Raw genomic sequence first — 16,985 nt, forward strand, 5'->3', positions numbered from 1 at the left:
AAGAATTGAGGATAGATTCAATCTAAAGGTTAAGCCAAAGACTGCCCCATAGGCGACAATGGGCTTTGTTCACCCTCCACGCTAAGCGATAAAAAGGGCGTTGCAAATTTCGGCACAGCAGAGGGTTTTCTGAACACCCACTCGCTGACCCAAGACAGTGCAGGATCATATAAATCCCTGTAAGCTTCCGGTTTTTCTTTCAGGACAACGGTTTTCAGCGGCGAAGCGGGTTCCGACATGAATTGGGCTATGCTCGCTAAACGCTGGCGAAGTTGGTTCGCATTACCCTGCGGCATCAGAAAATCATAGGAACGCTTACGCAATAAGGTGGAGCCTAGATAACTGGGATTAAGCCTCGCGAATTGATCATGCCGTAAATCGGCCAGCTTGGCGATCGTGGCGATTTCTTTGTCTGCCAGATAGTTCACGTCGAATTCATGGTCAATGCTGACCTTGACAAAATACGGCTCGTTTTTAATGGCAGGCAGTTCGATTCCATAGCCGGCTGGGCAGGCGAAGATTTTGGACAGCGCCAGCAAGCGCGGGACATAATCCTGCGTTTCTTCGGGTAACTGTAACGACCAGAAATCGGCCGGTAAACCTTCGGCCTGATTACGGCTGATCGCATTATCTACCGTGGCTTGTCCCGAATTATAAGCCGCCAAGGCAAGCAACCAATCCCCGTTAAAATGGTGATATAAACCGCTTAGGAAACGGATGGCCGCCTGGGTGGATTTTGGAATATCCAGCCGTTCGTCATAATCCGGTCTTTGCACCAGATTGTAATCCATGCCGGTGCTGGGAATGAATTGCCACAGCCCTTTCGCGCTTTTAGGTGACTCCGCCGTGGGCTGATAAGCGCTTTCAACAATAGGCAGCAATGCCAGCTCCAGCGGCAACCGATATTGACTGAGCTCTTCGACGATATGGTAAAGGTAGGGATGCGCGCGTTCGGCCACGCGATAAAGAAAATCAGGATTCCGGGTATAAGCCGCGATGAATTTATCGATGCGTTGATTAATCGCAGTTTGTTGACTTTGAGGTCCTGCCGGACTATCCCCTTTTTCGGGCAGGTTGCCTTTGCGCTGTTGTTGAGTATCCGCCTTGACCGCGGCCAGTTGCGACTCGGTGCAGGGCGTTGCCGTTTTTACAGGCTTACCCCTGCGAAGGAGTTTCGCTAAGGACGTTAGCACCTTATCGCTGTCGAGCCCGCTTGTTGATTCCCTTAACTCCCCGAGAGCCTTCTTCCGGAGAAAATCGGGGTGAGCCCCCCCGATTTCCCTTTGTCCCTTCAGTTTCAGTAAGGCCATTTTGTTATCCGTTTCGAGCGCGTTTCCTTGATGCGTCTTAACCGAAGGCGGCGTACACCCGCTATCCGTTGTTGCGGCAGTTTTCGCACCCAACAGTTTCCTGCCAAGCTCGGTATAGCGAGGCTGACCGAATTTCGCGCGGCCTAATTCGGTATAGTGTTGAACAGGTACGGTCGCTGTTTGCGGAGGATTGTTCGGGGTAGGTCTTGAAAAGCCCGGTATGCCGTCAGAGTCTTTACGTATTTTCATCATAGCCGGCGAAGATCGGGAGTGAATGACGGCATCCGTCAATCCGGAACGCGCGTCATTTGTCGGTCCCCGTGTATTTACCGCGATAGGACTTGGAATTTTCATTCCCGAACGAATTCGCGCCCACACATCGACCGCGCCGGCAGACGGCTTCTTTCCGGAATGGGCCTTGTGTTTGATTATTTTGGACGCTGTGGCGGCGCCGGCTTCGGGAACATGCGTGGCTAAGGAGATGCCGATCACAAGAGTGAAGATCCGCAGTAATAATCGCATAATCGTTACCCCCGACTCATAGACCCTGGCGGATATTGGCGGCTTGGGTCATTCACGGTCCAGGCAACCTGATACTCAGGTTGCTAGATCAAAAAGCGGCCATTGGCGAGGGTAATGCAAAAATATTTTCCCTTTGTGACTATTGTATCGGTAAAATAAAAAACACATAAGCTTTATTTAAGATTTTTTCCCAAGCAGGCCCCACTTTAGGTTATTGCCGAACACCTGCACAGCAAGATACGCCTCGTAACGCCGGCACAACGCCACCGTGACCAGGACAAGGCCATCCTGGCCAAACGGGTCGAGGTCTATGCGGCCGCCAAAGCCAAACACCCGGAGCGCTGGTCAAGAGACATCCGAAACTGGGATCCAGTCGGCGCCGTTACCCTCAACCCCGACAAGGCAACGCGAGAAAACTTGAAGACAGCCGCATGATTTTTGCGACAACTATCTTGAAAAACACCGCGGGCGCCGTCGTACAGGTAGGTTTCCGTATCGGTGGCCGTGCTGCATGCCATCGACGTGCGGCGGCATCGTAGGATACCTCAGTAGGATAAGCGCCTAACAAAAAGTTCACATGTATTGTTTTCTGGCGAACCCAACAAGCAAAGGACTGCTGACCGAGAAATACCTGTTGATTTATTGCTAAGGATTTCGTCAAAAACAACTTCCCTAAATGAAAGTGAATTAGCGGATAATAACACGCCATCGACAACGCAAATCCCAACAGGACATGATTGGTTACGAGCCTGCAATAGAAGTCAAAATGCAACGCCTTTTTGCGAGCCTATCCGAGAAAGATAGGCGCCGCTATGCCGGCATAGAAGCCGCCAAGCTGGGGCATGGCGGCATTGATTATATCGCCCGACTATTTGCCCTGGACCCCAAGACCATCCGCCGGGGCCAGTTGGAACTCGACGCGACCGATGACCCGGCAGCGGATCGGGTCCGAAAAAAAAGGTGGGGGCCGGAAAACGGCGCTTGAGCAATCGGCGCAGTTGGAGACTCACTTTCTCGACCTGTTGGCGGACTTCACCGCCGGCGACCCGATGCGCGAAGGCGTCTTGTGGACGAATCTGTCGTGTGGCGAAATCAGTCGGCGCTTGGGCGCGAAAGCGACGCCGGTCAGCCCGAACACGGTGCGCAAACTGTTGAAAAAACACAAATTAGGTCGGCGTAAAGCGCGCAAGAAAAAGGCGTTGGGGGCTCACCCTGACCGCAATGCCCAGTTCGAAAACATCGCCCGGCTCAAAGACGCGTATCTGAGCGCAGGCGATCCGGTGCTCAGCATCGATACCAAAAAGAAAGAACTGCTGGGCGATTTCGCCCGCGACGGTTACACCTACACGCAGGTGCCGGTCGACACCCTGGACCATGATTTTCCTAGCGTCGGCAACGGAAAATTGATCCCGCATGGGCTCTATGATTTAGCGCGGAACGAAGGCACGATACACCTCAACACCAGCCACGATACCAGCGAATTGTGCTGTGCCAGCATTGCCCAATGGTGGCAACGGCACGGCAACCGGCACTATCCCGAAGCGCGCAGGTTGCTCATCCTCTGCGATGGCGGCGGCAGTAATGCTGCCAATCGCCATGTGTTCAAGGAAGCGTTGCAGGCGCTGGCGACCCAATTGGGGCTGGAAATTCGCATTGCGCATTATCCGCCGTATTGCTCAAAACATAATCCGATTGAACATCGCCTGTTTCCGCACATCACCCGCGCCTGCCAAGGCATCGTCTTTCATTCGCTCGCCATTGCCAAGCAGTTCATGGAACAGGCAAGAACGTCCACCGGACTGAAGGTCACGGTGGAGGTGTTGGCGGGCGTTTATGAGACCGGGAAAAAATGTGCTACGGATTTCCTCGAAAACATCAGGATCGTTTTTGATAAACATCTTCCTCGTTGGAATTATCGGGCTTTTCCGTAGGAGCGTTTCGGGAAGTTATTTTTGAGCAAATCCTAAGCGCTTACCTCAGTGTCTGACCCCATTTTTTTTGTCTGCCAAAATGTCGGTCAGCGATGAAAACGTTGCCCGACAGAAACGACTATGTAAACGAATATTCTAATGTTTTTTATCGTGTGCAGGGGAGCTAAAAAACAAAAACTTTATTTTCCCATAGTGGGTGATAAAAAGAATCCAAGTTAATGAGTCATCAAAAATGTCAATATCATCAACACTTGGATACCAAATGTCATAAAAGTACTTATCCAAATCAAGAAGCTTAATTTTATCAATATTATTATATTGACTCCAGTTTATATATACATATTCTGGGATGGATATATTAAGAGAAATCAGGTTTTTCTTTAAAGAAAAATCAGAATCTTCAGCGCTAACCTCTTCTTGTATATTTGATAATGAGTTTAATGTGTTGACGAGCTGCAAGCCATTAATATCACTTTTAAGTGCTAATCTATTTGCAATTTCGACTTTTAATGCGGCAGATTCATTTTCAGTCAAATGATAAAAGCCTGGAAAAATTTGATCAGGACAACAGCTAACAAAGTTTTCAATTTTTATTTTATCCATATTAGTTCTCATAATCTTCAATAGATACTGCACCATTCCTACCGCCATTACCTTTTTTACCATTTGAATAATCCCACCAATTTATATGGAATTTTGATTCTGCATCCCCTTTAGCAACGCCATCGTGTGGCGGATCTAACCTATATCCTTTTTTAGCTGTTCCCGCTTGCGGACTTCCAAATTTTCCTGGTTCCCCTTTAGGTTGTTTTCCAACTTCTTTATGTACCTTAGCCAGAGCTTCTTTATGTGCGGACAAGGATGGTTTTGTAACTAGCTGTGTTATTTTTACTGTATCTGATGCCTTATCCGTCGCCTGACCAACCTGCCTAATCGTCCCCAGCGCAGGAACACCTGGCAGCAAACCAACCCCGTCAAGTACCGCATTTATCGCATTATCAATGCTCGGCTGCTGAAAAAAATTAAACAGGCTTTGTGCAAAAAAACCGACATCAACAAAGTCCCAAATCGTCCCGGTCGGATCGGTATAATGCACCGGATTGCCGTTGGCATAAGTATACACATTGGTGCCGCCGTCCAATCCGATCAAATCCGGCTGCAAATAGCGCCCAGTGCGTGGCGAGTAGTAGCGGGTGTGATTGTAATGCAGACCGGAGAAGCTGTCGTAATACTGGCCGGGATAGCGCAAGTTGAAGGTGACTTTGCCGCCGTCGCCGTCCGGGTCTTCCAGGGCCGGTGTGTCTCCGTAAGGTGCCAGAGGCCAGTGCCATACCGCTTTGTCGAGATCGCCGGAAGCTCTTCGCAAATAACGCGGGGTATTCGCGAAGTCGGTCTCGATGTAATACATCGCGGCCAGACTGCCGTCGCTGTGTTGGTCGATGACCGCCAGCGGGATGTCGCCGAGCCAGACGTAGTTGCGCGCCGAGCCGTTGCCGCTGCGTTCGTAAATCAAATGGTCGGCGGAGTCGTAAACGAAGCGGGTTTGACCGGCAGCGTTGCTTTTGTAAACCCGCCGCCGGGCGCCGTCGTACAGGTAGGTTTCCGTATCGGTGGCCGTGCTGCATGCCGTCAACGTGCGCGCGGCATCGTAGCGGTAACCGTAGCCGCCGTTGCCGGTCACAAAGCCGGACAGGTCGTAACCGTAATCGAAAGTACTGCCGGTGGGCGTGACAGTTTCACGCGACAAGCGGTTGTCGGAATAGCTCAGCGTGTTGCGGCGGAGTAGTGCACCGTTGCCGTCGTAGTTTTCCAGCCGGGTCAGGTTGCCGTTGTTGTCGTGCGCAAGCACGCTGTATTGCCGGCTTTTTACATTGGTTTGCTGTGCTAAATGATCGAGATCGTCATAGCCGAAATCGTACTCGCCATAGCCGGAGACCCGGCTGCGGACATCGTAGCGCACATTGTTTTTGTACACCAGCGTTTGGTCGGGCTTGAGCAGGCGGATGGCCGACAAGCGGCCGCCGGCATCACGGTCGCGCCAATAGCTAAGGCCGTTGCCGAACGTCAGGTTGCGCAGGCGGCCGAGCAGCGGTTGATAACGTATGTCGTAAGCCAGCGTTAGCACAGTATTGCCGAGCAGCGCCTTGACTTCGCGAATGCGGCCGTCATTGCCGTAGCCGTATTGCAGTGCGAGGCCTCCGGGATAGGTCAGAGCGTCCAGGCGGCTGTCGGGGCCGTAGCCGGCGGTGGTCGTCAGGCCGGCGTTGTCGATCCATTGAGCCGTGGCGACAATGTCGCCGCGGGCGTTGTATTGAAAATCATCGGTTACCGTCGCTGTCGCGTTTTGGCGGCTGCGGCGGCTGAGGCGGCCTGAGTAGTTGGCGGCATGGGACTCATCACCGGCAATTGGGGTATCCCAGATTTGCGTCAGTACCGTGCCGTCGGAATAATCGCTGCGCGTCAGCCGGTCGAGGGCATCGTAACTGCGGTTGGCGCGATTGCCGTCGCTATCTTGCCGGCCGGTTGCGTTGCCGGCCAAGTCGTAGTCCGCCTGACGGTTGCCGAAATCGGGCGAACTTTCTAGGCTGCGCTTGCTGATCTCGGTATTATTCAGAGCAGTAGCCAAACCCAAGGGATCGGTGACCTTGTCGACGCGGCCGGCGGCATCATAATCCAGGCTGAACAGTGGAATTTGCGGGCCTAATGCGCCGTCGGATACCACCGCCCGACTGCGGTCGCTGACCTGCTCGAGCGCGTCATAGGCGGTAAGTTCACAAATTTCTTCGCTTAGGCAACTACGTTCGAGCAAATTGTTGGCGTTGTAAGATAATGCCTTGCTCCAACTCCGGCTGCCATCCGCTTCCGTAGCGGACAGCCCTTTTTCGTCGAAGGTTTGCGTCCAGGTTTGTTGGACGTCGTCGCTTTGCGAAACCAGGGTTTGCAGGATTTTACCGCGGCTGTCGCGCTGGTATTCAACGGTTTCGGTGATGCCGTCGTGAACCCGGCTGACGGTCTTGACCGAGCCGGCCGGCGTGTAGGTGTAGCTTAATTGACTGTTGTCGGGCCGAGTCAGGGTTTTCAAGCGGCCGTCGGTGTAGTAATCGTAACTTGTCACGTCATTGCCGACCGAAACCGATTTAGGCTGGCGCAGTGCATTATAGGCCGTAACCGTGTGAACACCGTTAATGTCAACTTGCTCGGTAATCTGTCCGTGTTCGTTGGTGCTGATAACCTCCGTCGTCGTATGGTTCAACGCATCGGTGATTTTCCACAAATCGCCACTACTGCGATAGTCGGTCACCGTCGAGCCGTTTTCCAGGCGCGGGCCGGTTTTGACCGTCTGCAAGATTACCTGAGTGCTTGGATCATAGCTATAGCTGTAATCGGTCTGGTGGCAGGTCTTTGAGCCCGCAAAACAGCTATCGTTGACCAAGGCTTCCGTTGCGGGACGGACGATTTCCTTGACGAGGTGGCCGCGGTCGTTATATCGCCATTCCTTGGCGACTTCGCCCCGGATTTCCGATGTTTTCAGCGGAAAACGAGTGTCCCAGGTTCGGGTAGTAGTACGCGCTTCCTGAGTACCGTAGGCTTCGACTTCGGTCAACGGCAGGCCGCGCGAATCGTTGGTGAATTGAGTGACGTGGCCCAGAAAGTCGATTCGGGAGAGCAGGTCTCCGGATTTATTGTAGGTATAGCCTTCATAGTCGCTATCGCAGCCGTCGCAACGAGCGCTGACGGCGCTGGAGCGGAATATCTGATTACCGCTGGGATTAACATTCTTGAATGAGCGATAATTTACAAAAGACTTGTAATTTGCCGTATCAGTATCGGCAAATTGTTCAGTTAGTTTGTATTTTTCAGGAGAAGAGTATATGACATAGCTTCGGTTTTGAATAAGATTCTTGGCGTTATGCCCCGCTCGGGTAATTTTATAATAGGAGGGATTCTTATTGCTGTTGCAAGGCCAAGCGAATGCGGTACTAATGAGGGTCTGTCCAGCTTCTGTAACGGTTTTTAGATAAGTATTGTAATAGCTAACAATGCTACCGTTATAACTACAATCAAGCTCGGCCTCTTCATATGTTCTTACTAGTTGGGCGGCAGCCGGAACGGCTGCCGGGAAAGTCACAGTGTCTGGAGTAATCCATTTCAAGCTATAGGTATAGACCTGTCCCGCCGGGTCGGTCACTGAAGCGAGAATGCCTTTGTTGTACTGAAAAATCAACCGTCTGCCGCTGGGCATATGGATGACCTCGCTGACGACTTTCGAATTCGCGGCTTGGTAATTGACGCGATGCTCTATCCCGGAGCGATCAAAGCGTGCCACTAAGCGTTCTTTGGCATCATATGCTTCCCTTATGCCTGATTTGAAATGCATATATACCCAACGGTAGGTGGTTCCGTTGATGCTGCCATTTTTGATTAAGGTGTCACGTACATCTTTTGACCGAGGCTTCAAGGTTTCTCCAAACAGAGTACAAACTCCCATCGTACAAACCGAAATTGTACTTAGATTGCTGGAAGATCCACCGTAACCCAAATGATTGATCAGGCAACTCGAATAACTGTGTGTCCATTCAATACCCATGGCGGCTCGATAATCGCAGTCTTCCGCCATCACACGCTTAGGTGAAGCATTATAGCGGGCAAACTCCAAAGGAAATTGCCCTTCTCCGCGATAGTCGATTTCTTTCAGCAGTGTTGCGCCAAAATACGGCTCCGTTTGAAACTCCACTTGCGGCACCCGATATTTGTCGCTTTGCTCGATTTGCATTTGGCCGGGCAATTGCTCGTAAGGCAAACCCGGATCAGCGAAAACCAATGAGGTATATAGAAAAATTATAAAAGTAGTTAATCGAATCAGTGGCGCATGCCCCAATGAATACATTCCAATACCTTAATGTTATTAAGCCAACAATGATTAACGATGGACACAACCGGCATTCATACCTCCAGTTGAATCATCAATCTCATCCGATGACGATTGAGCGGAGTGAATACCTCACTTGAAATTAATAATTTTTCGATCTGTGCAAATAGCCGGCAAGGCATACTGCTGAAAAGATGACAACTTGCCCGCCTAGGCTCTGTTGACACACTATAATAGCTAGACCGGCGCCGTTCGGTTTCGCCGCACCACTCTCGATCTCAAAAAAAAACGACGTCAACCGGCCACCCGATGCAGCGCCGGATGCGCTGCGTTTATTCGGCCTTGCATTGATGTTAGGAGAACTCAGGCTTCTGGCTCCTGAACCTCGAGAACATTAACCCGCTTCAGCCACCAAACTGGGATAATCGGTGTAGCCCGTCTCCGGCCCCTTTAGCCCGTAGCCGTAGAACGTTTCGGTATGATAGGGATTGAGCGGCACATTCAGTTGCAGGCGGCGGGGCAAATCCGGATTGGAGATGAAGTCCTTGCCAAAAGCGACCGCGTCCGCCTCCCCTGCGGCGATCACCTGTTCGGCCGTTTCCCGGTTGAAGCCCTCGTTGGCGATCAAAACGCCGCCAAAGCGTTTTTTCAAGGCGGGACTGATGCGGTTTTCCCCCAGGGACTCGCGCGTAAAAATAAAGGCAATGCCCCGCCGGCCTAATTGCTCCGCCACGTAGCCAAAGGTGCTCAAGGGGTCCGAATCGCCCATCGAATGGGCATCGCCCCTGGGCGCGAGGTGAACCCCGACGCGGTCCGCTCCCCAGACCGAAATCGCGGCATCGGTGACTTCCAGCAGCAAGCGGGCACGGTTTTCTATCGGGCCGCCATAGCGGTCAGTGCGCTTGTTGGTGCTGTCTTGCAAAAACTGGTCGAGCAGGTAACCGTTGGCCCCATGCAGCTCGACGCCGTCGAAACCGGCCCGTTTGGCGTTTTCCGCGCCCTTGCGATAGGCTTCGACAATGCCGGGAATTTCGGCCGCGTCCAGGGCTCTCGGCGTCACGAATTCCCTAAGAGGCCGCAACAGGCTGACATGACCCAGCGGTGCAATCGCGCTCGGGGCGACGGGAAGTTCGCCGTTCAGGTAATCCGGATGGGAAACCCGGCCGACATGCCATAGCTGCAAAAACATCCGTCCGCCGGCGGCGTGTATGGCCCGGGTGACCTTGGACCAGCCCTCGACTTGAGCATCAGACCATATCCCCGGCGTGTCCGGATAACCGACGCCCTGCGCGGAAACACAGGTTGCTTCGCTTAAAATCAGTCCTGCACCCGCCCTTTGCGCGTAGTATTCGGACATCAGCGTGTTAGGGACTCTGCCGGCGCCGGCACGGCAGCGCGTCAGCGGCGCCATGATGATCCGGTTAGGGAGCGTAATCGCCCCAACAGTAATGGGTTCAAACAGATTGCTCATTTTGTCCTCTTGTTAATGACTGTCTTTAGCCTGCACGTCGATGCTTTTAACACATCGGCCTACGGCATTTTAGCTTGCAGGCCGGATTCAGGGAGCATTAGCCGACGATCACCAGCCAGTCGGTCAAATAAGTCATTTTGACCGCCAGGGTCTTTTGCAAGACTTTCAACATATCGCCGGGTTCCCTGATGCTCAGGCGTCCGTTGATTTTCATCGCGCGCAGCGAGTCGTCTTTAAACAGGATCATGCCGGAGCGGTAGCGGCGAATCTGATTGACGACGCTCTCCAGGGTTTCATTTTCGAACACCAGAAAACCATTGACCCAGGATGTCGAGAGCGCCGAATCCAACATTTTAGGTTGCCCAAGCGCGGTGGAATTCACCGAGACCGCCTGGCCGGCGTGCAACACGACAGGCTCCTTCCAGTGCCCGTTTTCGGACACTTCAACACGGCCGGAAAGCACTTTGATTTCGTCGCCGTCGCTTTTCCGATCCACCATAAAATGCGTACCCAACACTCGGGTCGTCGAATGATCGGCTTTGACGATGAACGGCCGGCCAGGATCAGGCTTGACATCGAAATACGCCTCGCCTTTCAACAACTCCACCCAGCGCTGCGTCCCGTCCATGCTGAGCGCAACCGCGCTGTCGGTATTCAGCATCATGGTGGAACCGTCTTCCAGGCGCACCGACTTACGCTCGCCCAACGCCGTGGTATAGTCGGCTTTAATCAGCACCCGGAATTGCCCGGTAAACGACACCGTCAGCACCAAACAGGCCGCCAGCGCCAGGAACATTTTCGAGCAAATGAAGCGTTTTTTGTGGGACCGAGGAGCGATGCCATGCTTTTGGGCGCTTGCGGTCAATCCCTTCAAGAAATCGGCGTCGCCCCATAGGGCGCTGATTTCATCAAATGCCTTGCGGTGCGCATCGCTCTGTTCGAGCCATTGGACAAAAGACGCCTCATCCTGCCGGCTCACGTTGGCGGCACGCAAACGAACAAACCATGCCGCGGCTTGTTCATCTACGTTGTTGTCAAAATCGGATTCCAAAGCATTTTTCCAATTGGCTAATTAAGATAATTATAGGCCTTTCGCCCATCGAATTTCGGTCAGTTGAATCATCTCCCCAATCCTCGGCAAGCGTTGCAAACAGAGTTCCACGCCCTGTCCCCCCTCGGTTGGCAGGATTTACCTTGCATTTTACCGAATGGCATGGTTATTTACCCGATTTTGTGCGGATTCGTCCGCGGCCTGCGGGCTTAACACCAGTTTGTGTTCCGGCTTTCCGCCCGCAAAGGCCAGCGGCAAACCGGTCACCCAGAACGCCTGCTGATCGCTGTAATAATCCGATAACGGATGGCCGGATTGCCCGCCCGGCATATGCAGTATGCCGTCCTCAAAATGGCCCGGCGAAACCACCAGCCTTTCGCTGGCGCCAAAATCGGGTCCTGTGACCCGCACGCAATAGCCTCCGCAACCGGCCACCGGCTGGTGCGGCATATCCAGCGCCGCAGACAACAAGGGTAAGGCCTTCGAAAAGGGATGCGCATGGCCGACGATATTTTGCCTGCCCCAGGTCAATTCCGGCCATGCCGCGCCGGGATTCCGCGCCATGACCTTGGCAGCGCTCTTTTCCAATTGCATCAGGATGAAACGGTTCCAGTTTTGATGGAGCCCTGTATCCGGCAACAACGCTGCCGGCTTCGCGTCCAGCAAGGACTGCAAAGGCGTATCGGCATAATTCCACGCATAAACGAAGTCTTTGTCCGCCTGTTTACAGGCCGATAGAAACGGCGTAAACACCGCATCGATCAATTGCTTGCGAAACTCGATCAAGACCGGGAAGCCCAGGCTTGCGGTGTCGGCCCTGCCGTTCCAGCTCAATAAATAATCGCGCAAGCCGGTCAATTCCGGTTTTTGCGCCAACACCTCAGGCGTCAGTATTTGCAAGGCCAATTGCTGGTAATAACCATAAAATTCGCTTTCGGTATCCTGCTGCAGGTTAAACAGCGACCATTCGTTATGCCGTGCCGCCTGCTTGAGTTTCTGGTTAATCCGGTAAGCGCGATAGCCGTTCACGAACTGATGTCCGATCACGTAGGGAAAATCGGCCGCAAATCGGCGTTCGTTGGCGGTCACCAAAAAGCCTTCCGGCGGGTCGATGATGCGCGGCAAAGCGGCGGGGTCGACATAACCCTGCCAACCGGTCTTGCCATCCGCCCAAGATAGGCTGACCGAGCCGTCGCCGCCGAAGCGTTTGGGGATTTTTCCGGTCACCGTCCAGGCAATGTGGCCCTTTTCATCGGCCAGCAGCACGTTTAATTGCGGCCCGCCGGCCCGATTGGCGATAGCCAGCGACTGCGACAACGTTTGGCTCTGTTCCAGTTCCAGAATATCGACATTGACGGCATCCGGATCCAGGGCAACCCAATGGATTGCCACCGGCTGCCCCTGGAGAGGCTTGAGAGCGACAGGTCCCCATACGGTTTCCCTGACCGCCACCGCCTTGGAGGCGCCGCCCTTGATTTTGATCACTTCCTGCCGCTGATCGAATGGTTGCCAGCGATCGCCGACGCGGTACTGCCCCGCGTCATCCGGATTGATCTCCAGTTTGACCAAGTCCAGAAAATCGCCCGCCAGATTGGTCATTCCCCAAGCCACATGCTGGTTACTGCCCGCTATCAGAAAAGGGGTTCCGGGCAGGTTCAGGCCTGCCGCCCGCACATCGGGATAATTGAGTTCGACCCGATACCAGATATTCGGCACACTAATCCCGAGATGCATATCGTTGGCCAATATCGCCCGGCCATCCGCGGTTTTGCTGCCGCTGACGGCCCAGGCATTCGAACCTGCCAAGGTTTCTCCTCGGGAGGCATCCGCCAACCGGGAGAACCCCCCCATGCGTCCTGCCAGCAGCGTCTGCATCACATTGACCGGCACAGGCTGCGCCGGCCTCAGCGATTTCGTGCGATTCATCAGCTGATCGGTAAAGCGATCGGTATCCGGGGTCAGAAACGCCACGGCATCGGCGGGCAGCGTGTGCTCCATCACGCTCAGCATGCGCTCGCCCTCTTCAACCCAGGCAGTCAAATTTTCGAACATTCCGAACACCACCAGCAAACTGTCTTCCGCCTGCCAAGGCTCCGGCGCGTAATCCAGAACCTTAAACTCAAAAGGCAAGGTCGGATTTTGTGCAAGATAGCCGTTAACGCCCTCGGCATAAGCTTGCAAATACTGGCGGTGGAGCGGCGGCAACCGGGGCAAAATTTGCTTGGCCTTCTGATTGAAACCGTAAGTCCGCGCCTGGACGTCGCTGTTCACCGCCATGTCGCCGAAAATCTCCGCCAGCCGTCCGGCGTTCTTGCGCCGCATCAAATCCATTTGAAACAGGCGGTCGCGGGCGGCAACGTAACCCAATATCCTGGCCGCATCGACCCGGCTGCCGGCGGTAATCTTTGGAATACCGTGCGCGTCGGTATCGATACTGGCCGGAGCCGCAAGGCTTGCCAATGGGATGTCGCCGTCCAGAGGCGGCAGCGATTGCAATAACCACCCATATCCCACGCCGGCCGCAGATGCGATCATCCCGATCGCGCCTAACCCCGCATAGAGCCATGATTTTTTAAGCTTTGGCATGTTTGATTCCGATCATCAAGAGGCTATCGTTTCCGCAGCGGCCAAATCCGGCCGTTCCGAATGCGCGGCCTGCAGCCGCCTATCGGCCACCGGCGATTCGACCGCGGTAATCCGGCCTTCATCCAGCTTGATGCAACGATCCGCCAAATGAAAATATTTATCGTCATGCGTAATCGCCAGCACCGTCTTGCCGCGCGCCTTCAGCGCCGGCAATAATTCGGTGTAGAACAAATGCTTGAATTCAGGATCCTGATCGGCCGCCCATTCGTCGAATACATAAAACGGCCTATCCTCCAGATAGGCCGCCAGCAGCGCCAGCCGTTTACGCTGACCTTGGGACAAACTCACCGAAGAGAAGCGGCCATTCACGATATCCACCTTATGATGCAGATGCAGGCGCTGCAAATAATCCTCTATCGCGGCCCGATTGTTCTCGAAATCAACGCCATAGAGCTCGTCGAACAAATAAAAGTCCGAAAAGATCACTGAAAAATGCTGCTGGTAGGCATCGCGGCTGCCTGCATCGACGGGGCAGCCGTTCCAGTGGATCGTGCCTTGCTCGGGATGATAAAGCCCGATCAGCAGCATGGCCAAGGTGGTCTTGCCGCTGCCGTTGCCGCCGATTAAAAATACCAGCTCGCCCGGATGGAATTCCAGGTCGATGGGGCCCAGGGTAAAGTTACGGTTCTCCTTTTCCCGATGGAAACTATGAGTCACCCCATGCAGGGTCAACGCCTTGAAATGGCGCTGAGCCGAGAATTTGGCCAAGCGTTGCGCTGAATTTTTCCCTCTCAATGTGTCGTCTAATTGAAGCACCTTATTCAAGGAGACTTTAGCGCGGCTGAACACCGGCAAGCTGCTGGTCAAAAGCGTGAGGGGCGACATCATGAATAAAAATACCAAGAGGTAACCACTAACGACTTCCGGGGTAAGCGCTTGCCAAACCGGAAACACATACAATATCGCGGCAATGGTCAGATAGTACAGGAACTGTATCCACTGATTGATCCATAAATAAGCCACGGCGGCCCGGAAAGAATAACGGCGATAGGCCTCTTCGTTCACCGCCAGAGACTGGGAAACAAAGGCCTCACTTCGCCGGCGATGAAGTTTTAATTCGCGAACGCCTTCGGTCAATGCAGAAAAGCCCCGGCTGAGGCTATCGTATTCGTCCCGCGCTCTCCGGAGGGATCGCATCGGCACGTGATTGAATAAATGGAAAGTCATGACGCCGAACAGGATCACGCCGGCCAAAACACCGGCCAATTGCCAGGACAGCCAGCTCAAATAAGCCATACAGCCCGCCACAATCGCGAAATTGATGCAGAGCACCGGAAAAAGCTCACTGGCATTTGCGATGGCGCTTACGTCCTCGGTCAAATGGCTCAGCAATACGGATTTGCCCATCTTCTGCAAATTCGGATAGGGAGCATTCAAGATCAAACGACTGACGTGCAGCCGCAAATCACGAACCAGTTTTGTGCTGAATCGGCTCAACAAATAATGCGAAGCAAATCGGCAAACCAATACGATAGAGGCTAAAACGGCAAACCATGCGGTAGGTGTCATGCCGGCAAACCGCCAGAAAGCCAGAGACTGATCCAGTCGTCCTGCCAAACTGGCATTGATGAATGCAATCAATGCCGCATTGCTTAAGCCGCTGATAATGCCTGTCAGCAAGACACCAGTAATCGTTATCCAAGATGAGCGCCATAAAAATAACAGCATATTGACTCCATTATGCAGTTAAGCCGATTGAAAGATGAACAACGGTGGGGATCACTCTGAAGACGTCTTGCCCCGTAAATCACCTCAGCTCAAAAAACGGATCAGCGCCGCCAAGGGTACGGTAGCGGCTAAAATGGTGACTCACCCTTTCGTTTTCGAGCCGTAGAATCGGGTCTGTTTAATTAATCTATGTTATTTAACGCGGCGCTTTTGTGTCATTACGCCTATTTTTTTGCGCCCTATCCCCCTCTGCCTTAAGGCTAAGCCCCTGAAATATTTCATACAAACGAGTTGGCTTAGAAATTGCTGTACCAAGTAAGCATGTTAGGTATTTACTCTACATTTATTTAATATATAAGCGTTTATTAATGCTTAAATAATTATTAAATACAGGAGTAGCCCGATCAGTCTTTTCTCGTGAAGCGCAGTAACTAAAGCGATAAAGTCATGCGGAATATACCGATATAGCCAGCATTTACAGTAGAGCTTGGCACGATCTTCCAAACATACATGCTAATCAGCTTACCATTACAACAACAGGGAACTCAGCGTGAATCTTGAAGCGATTTATCTCAATCATCAATCCGAACTGCGGCTCCATCTGGCGCGGATCGTCGACTGCCCCGATATCGCCTCCGAATTGGTCCAAGAATGCTTCATCATCTTTTCGAAGGAAATCCAAAAACAGGTGATCGAGCATCCACGCGGTTTTTTATTTCGCACCGCCAGAAATCTCGCTTACGATCACATCAAGCACCGCAAAGTCACCGAAAAGCACCTCAACACGACCGATCCGACCCTGCTTCCAAACGAAGAAGCGCCTTCAGCAGAACACATGGCGGTAATAGACGAAAAGCTGACGATCTTTTCGTCTATTGTCGACGAACTTCCCGCCCGCGCTAGAGAAGCTTTTGTTTTGAACCGGGTTTACGGCATGACCTACGCGGAAATCGCCAAAGAACTGAACATTTCCGACAGCGCTGTGGAAAAACTCTTAGCCAGAGCTTTGTTGCATTGCCGCCAACAATTCAAAAGCCGGCGGTCGGATTTAATCGGAGACTGAGGAAGATTAAGGCGTGACTCGTCTCCCCAAAGAAGTCTGCAACACCGTATCAATACACCGACCTATCTTCCCTCATCATCTGAACAATGGAGAACACCATGGCCTGGGACCAAGAAGAGGACACCGCCATTTATCAAGTCGTCGTCAATCACGAAGAACAATATTCGATCTGGCCGGAATACAAGGACATCCCCGGCGGCTGGCGCGCCGTCGGACCCAAGGGGCTGAAACAGGAATGTCTGGATTACATCAAGGAAGTGTGGACCGATATGCGTCCATTGAGTCTGCGGCAACATATGCAGCAGGCGGGCTTGGGCTAGCGCGTTAACTCTCTGCTGCGAACCAGATCAGGAAATTTAATCAACCAGGTGCGGATACATGGAAGTGCCCACCGACTTCTTTTAGCATTAACAACCTCGAACGGCTCTAATCATAAGTCGACTACAGCCGTCC

General features: G+C 52.9%; 12 protein-coding genes and 1 pseudogene. 6 read left to right on the forward strand and 7 right to left on the reverse strand.

The annotated features are described in order from the left end of the window. Window positions 1-29 precede the first annotated feature (29 nt). Window positions 30-1,562, reverse strand: a complete 1,533-nt coding sequence (locus METLA_RS21355; protein WP_206740946.1) for a transglycosylase SLT domain-containing protein — start codon at window positions 1,560-1,562, stop codon at window positions 30-32. A 22-nt stretch (window positions 1,563-1,584) separates the two neighbouring features. Between METLA_RS21355 and METLA_RS22925 the strand changes: the two genes are divergently transcribed. The 4 genes and pseudogenes from METLA_RS22925 to METLA_RS0106890 all read left to right on the forward strand — a co-directional run bounded on the left by METLA_RS22925 (window position 1,585) and on the right by METLA_RS0106890 (window position 3,763). Further along, on the forward strand, window positions 1,585-1,854 hold the full coding sequence (locus METLA_RS22925) for a hypothetical protein (protein WP_161635392.1): 270 nt from the start codon (window positions 1,585-1,587) through the stop codon (window positions 1,852-1,854). 197 nt (window positions 1,855-2,051) lie between these two features. Then, window positions 2,052-2,267, forward strand: a pseudogene (locus tag METLA_RS23495) (IS3 family transposase); the annotation flags it as partial. A gap of 298 nt (window positions 2,268-2,565) precedes the next feature. Next, window positions 2,566-2,817 carry a hypothetical protein gene (locus tag METLA_RS23190; RefSeq protein ID WP_029646383.1) on the forward strand — a complete coding sequence of 84 codons (252 nt, stop codon included), beginning with the start codon at window positions 2,566-2,568 and terminating at the stop codon, window positions 2,815-2,817. Continuing rightward, window positions 2,759-3,763 carry an ISAzo13 family transposase gene (locus METLA_RS0106890; RefSeq protein WP_198408442.1) on the forward strand — a complete coding sequence of 335 codons (1,005 nt, stop codon included), beginning with the start codon at window positions 2,759-2,761 and terminating at the stop codon, window positions 3,761-3,763. The genes METLA_RS23190 and METLA_RS0106890 overlap by 59 nt, the downstream gene beginning before the upstream one ends. Window positions 3,764-3,898: 135 nt before the next feature. Here METLA_RS0106890 and METLA_RS21360 read toward each other — a convergent pair whose 3' ends face one another. The 6 genes from METLA_RS21360 to METLA_RS0106920 form a co-directional block, all read right to left on the reverse strand. Beyond that, the gene (locus METLA_RS21360) at window positions 3,899-4,366 is read right to left on the reverse strand and encodes a hypothetical protein (protein ID WP_024297836.1); all 468 of its coding nucleotides are present in this window, start codon (window positions 4,364-4,366) and stop codon (window positions 3,899-3,901) included. Between the two features lies 1 nt (window position 4,367). Beyond that, the gene (locus METLA_RS0106900) at window positions 4,368-8,651 is read right to left on the reverse strand and encodes an RHS repeat domain-containing protein (protein ID WP_084480090.1); all 4,284 of its coding nucleotides are present in this window, start codon (window positions 8,649-8,651) and stop codon (window positions 4,368-4,370) included. A 376-nt stretch (window positions 8,652-9,027) separates the two neighbouring features. Then, window positions 9,028-10,104 (reverse strand): alkene reductase, encoded by a 1,077-nt coding sequence (locus METLA_RS0106905; RefSeq protein WP_024297838.1) that lies wholly within the window; start codon window positions 10,102-10,104, stop codon window positions 9,028-9,030. A 97-nt stretch (window positions 10,105-10,201) separates the two neighbouring features. Then, window positions 10,202-11,155, reverse strand: a complete 954-nt coding sequence (locus METLA_RS0106910; RefSeq protein WP_024297839.1) for a FecR family protein — start codon at window positions 11,153-11,155, stop codon at window positions 10,202-10,204. 150 nt (window positions 11,156-11,305) lie between these two features. Beyond that, window positions 11,306-13,741 carry a penicillin acylase family protein gene (locus tag METLA_RS0106915; RefSeq protein ID WP_024297840.1) on the reverse strand — a complete coding sequence of 812 codons (2,436 nt, stop codon included), beginning with the start codon at window positions 13,739-13,741 and terminating at the stop codon, window positions 11,306-11,308. Window positions 13,742-13,756: 15 nt separating this feature from the next. Beyond that, window positions 13,757-15,469: a cyclic peptide export ABC transporter gene (locus METLA_RS0106920; protein WP_024297841.1), complete on the reverse strand. Its 1,713-nt coding sequence runs from the start codon at window positions 15,467-15,469 to the stop codon at window positions 13,757-13,759. A gap of 550 nt (window positions 15,470-16,019) precedes the next feature. Here METLA_RS0106920 and METLA_RS0106925 point away from each other — a divergent pair. Together METLA_RS0106925 and METLA_RS0106930 are read left to right on the forward strand one after the other, a co-directional pair. Beyond that, window positions 16,020-16,532, forward strand: a complete 513-nt coding sequence (locus METLA_RS0106925; protein WP_024297842.1) for an RNA polymerase sigma factor — start codon at window positions 16,020-16,022, stop codon at window positions 16,530-16,532. Between the two features lie 98 nt (window positions 16,533-16,630). Then, entirely contained in the window at window positions 16,631-16,852 is a 222-nt protein-coding gene (locus METLA_RS0106930) for an MbtH family protein (RefSeq protein WP_024297843.1), read from the forward strand. Window positions 16,853-16,985: the final 133 nt, after the last annotated feature.

Origin of the sequence: Methylomicrobium lacus LW14 (assembly GCF_000527095.1) — a bacterium.
Classification (GTDB): Bacteria; Pseudomonadota; Gammaproteobacteria; order Methylococcales; family Methylomonadaceae; genus Methylomicrobium; species Methylomicrobium lacus.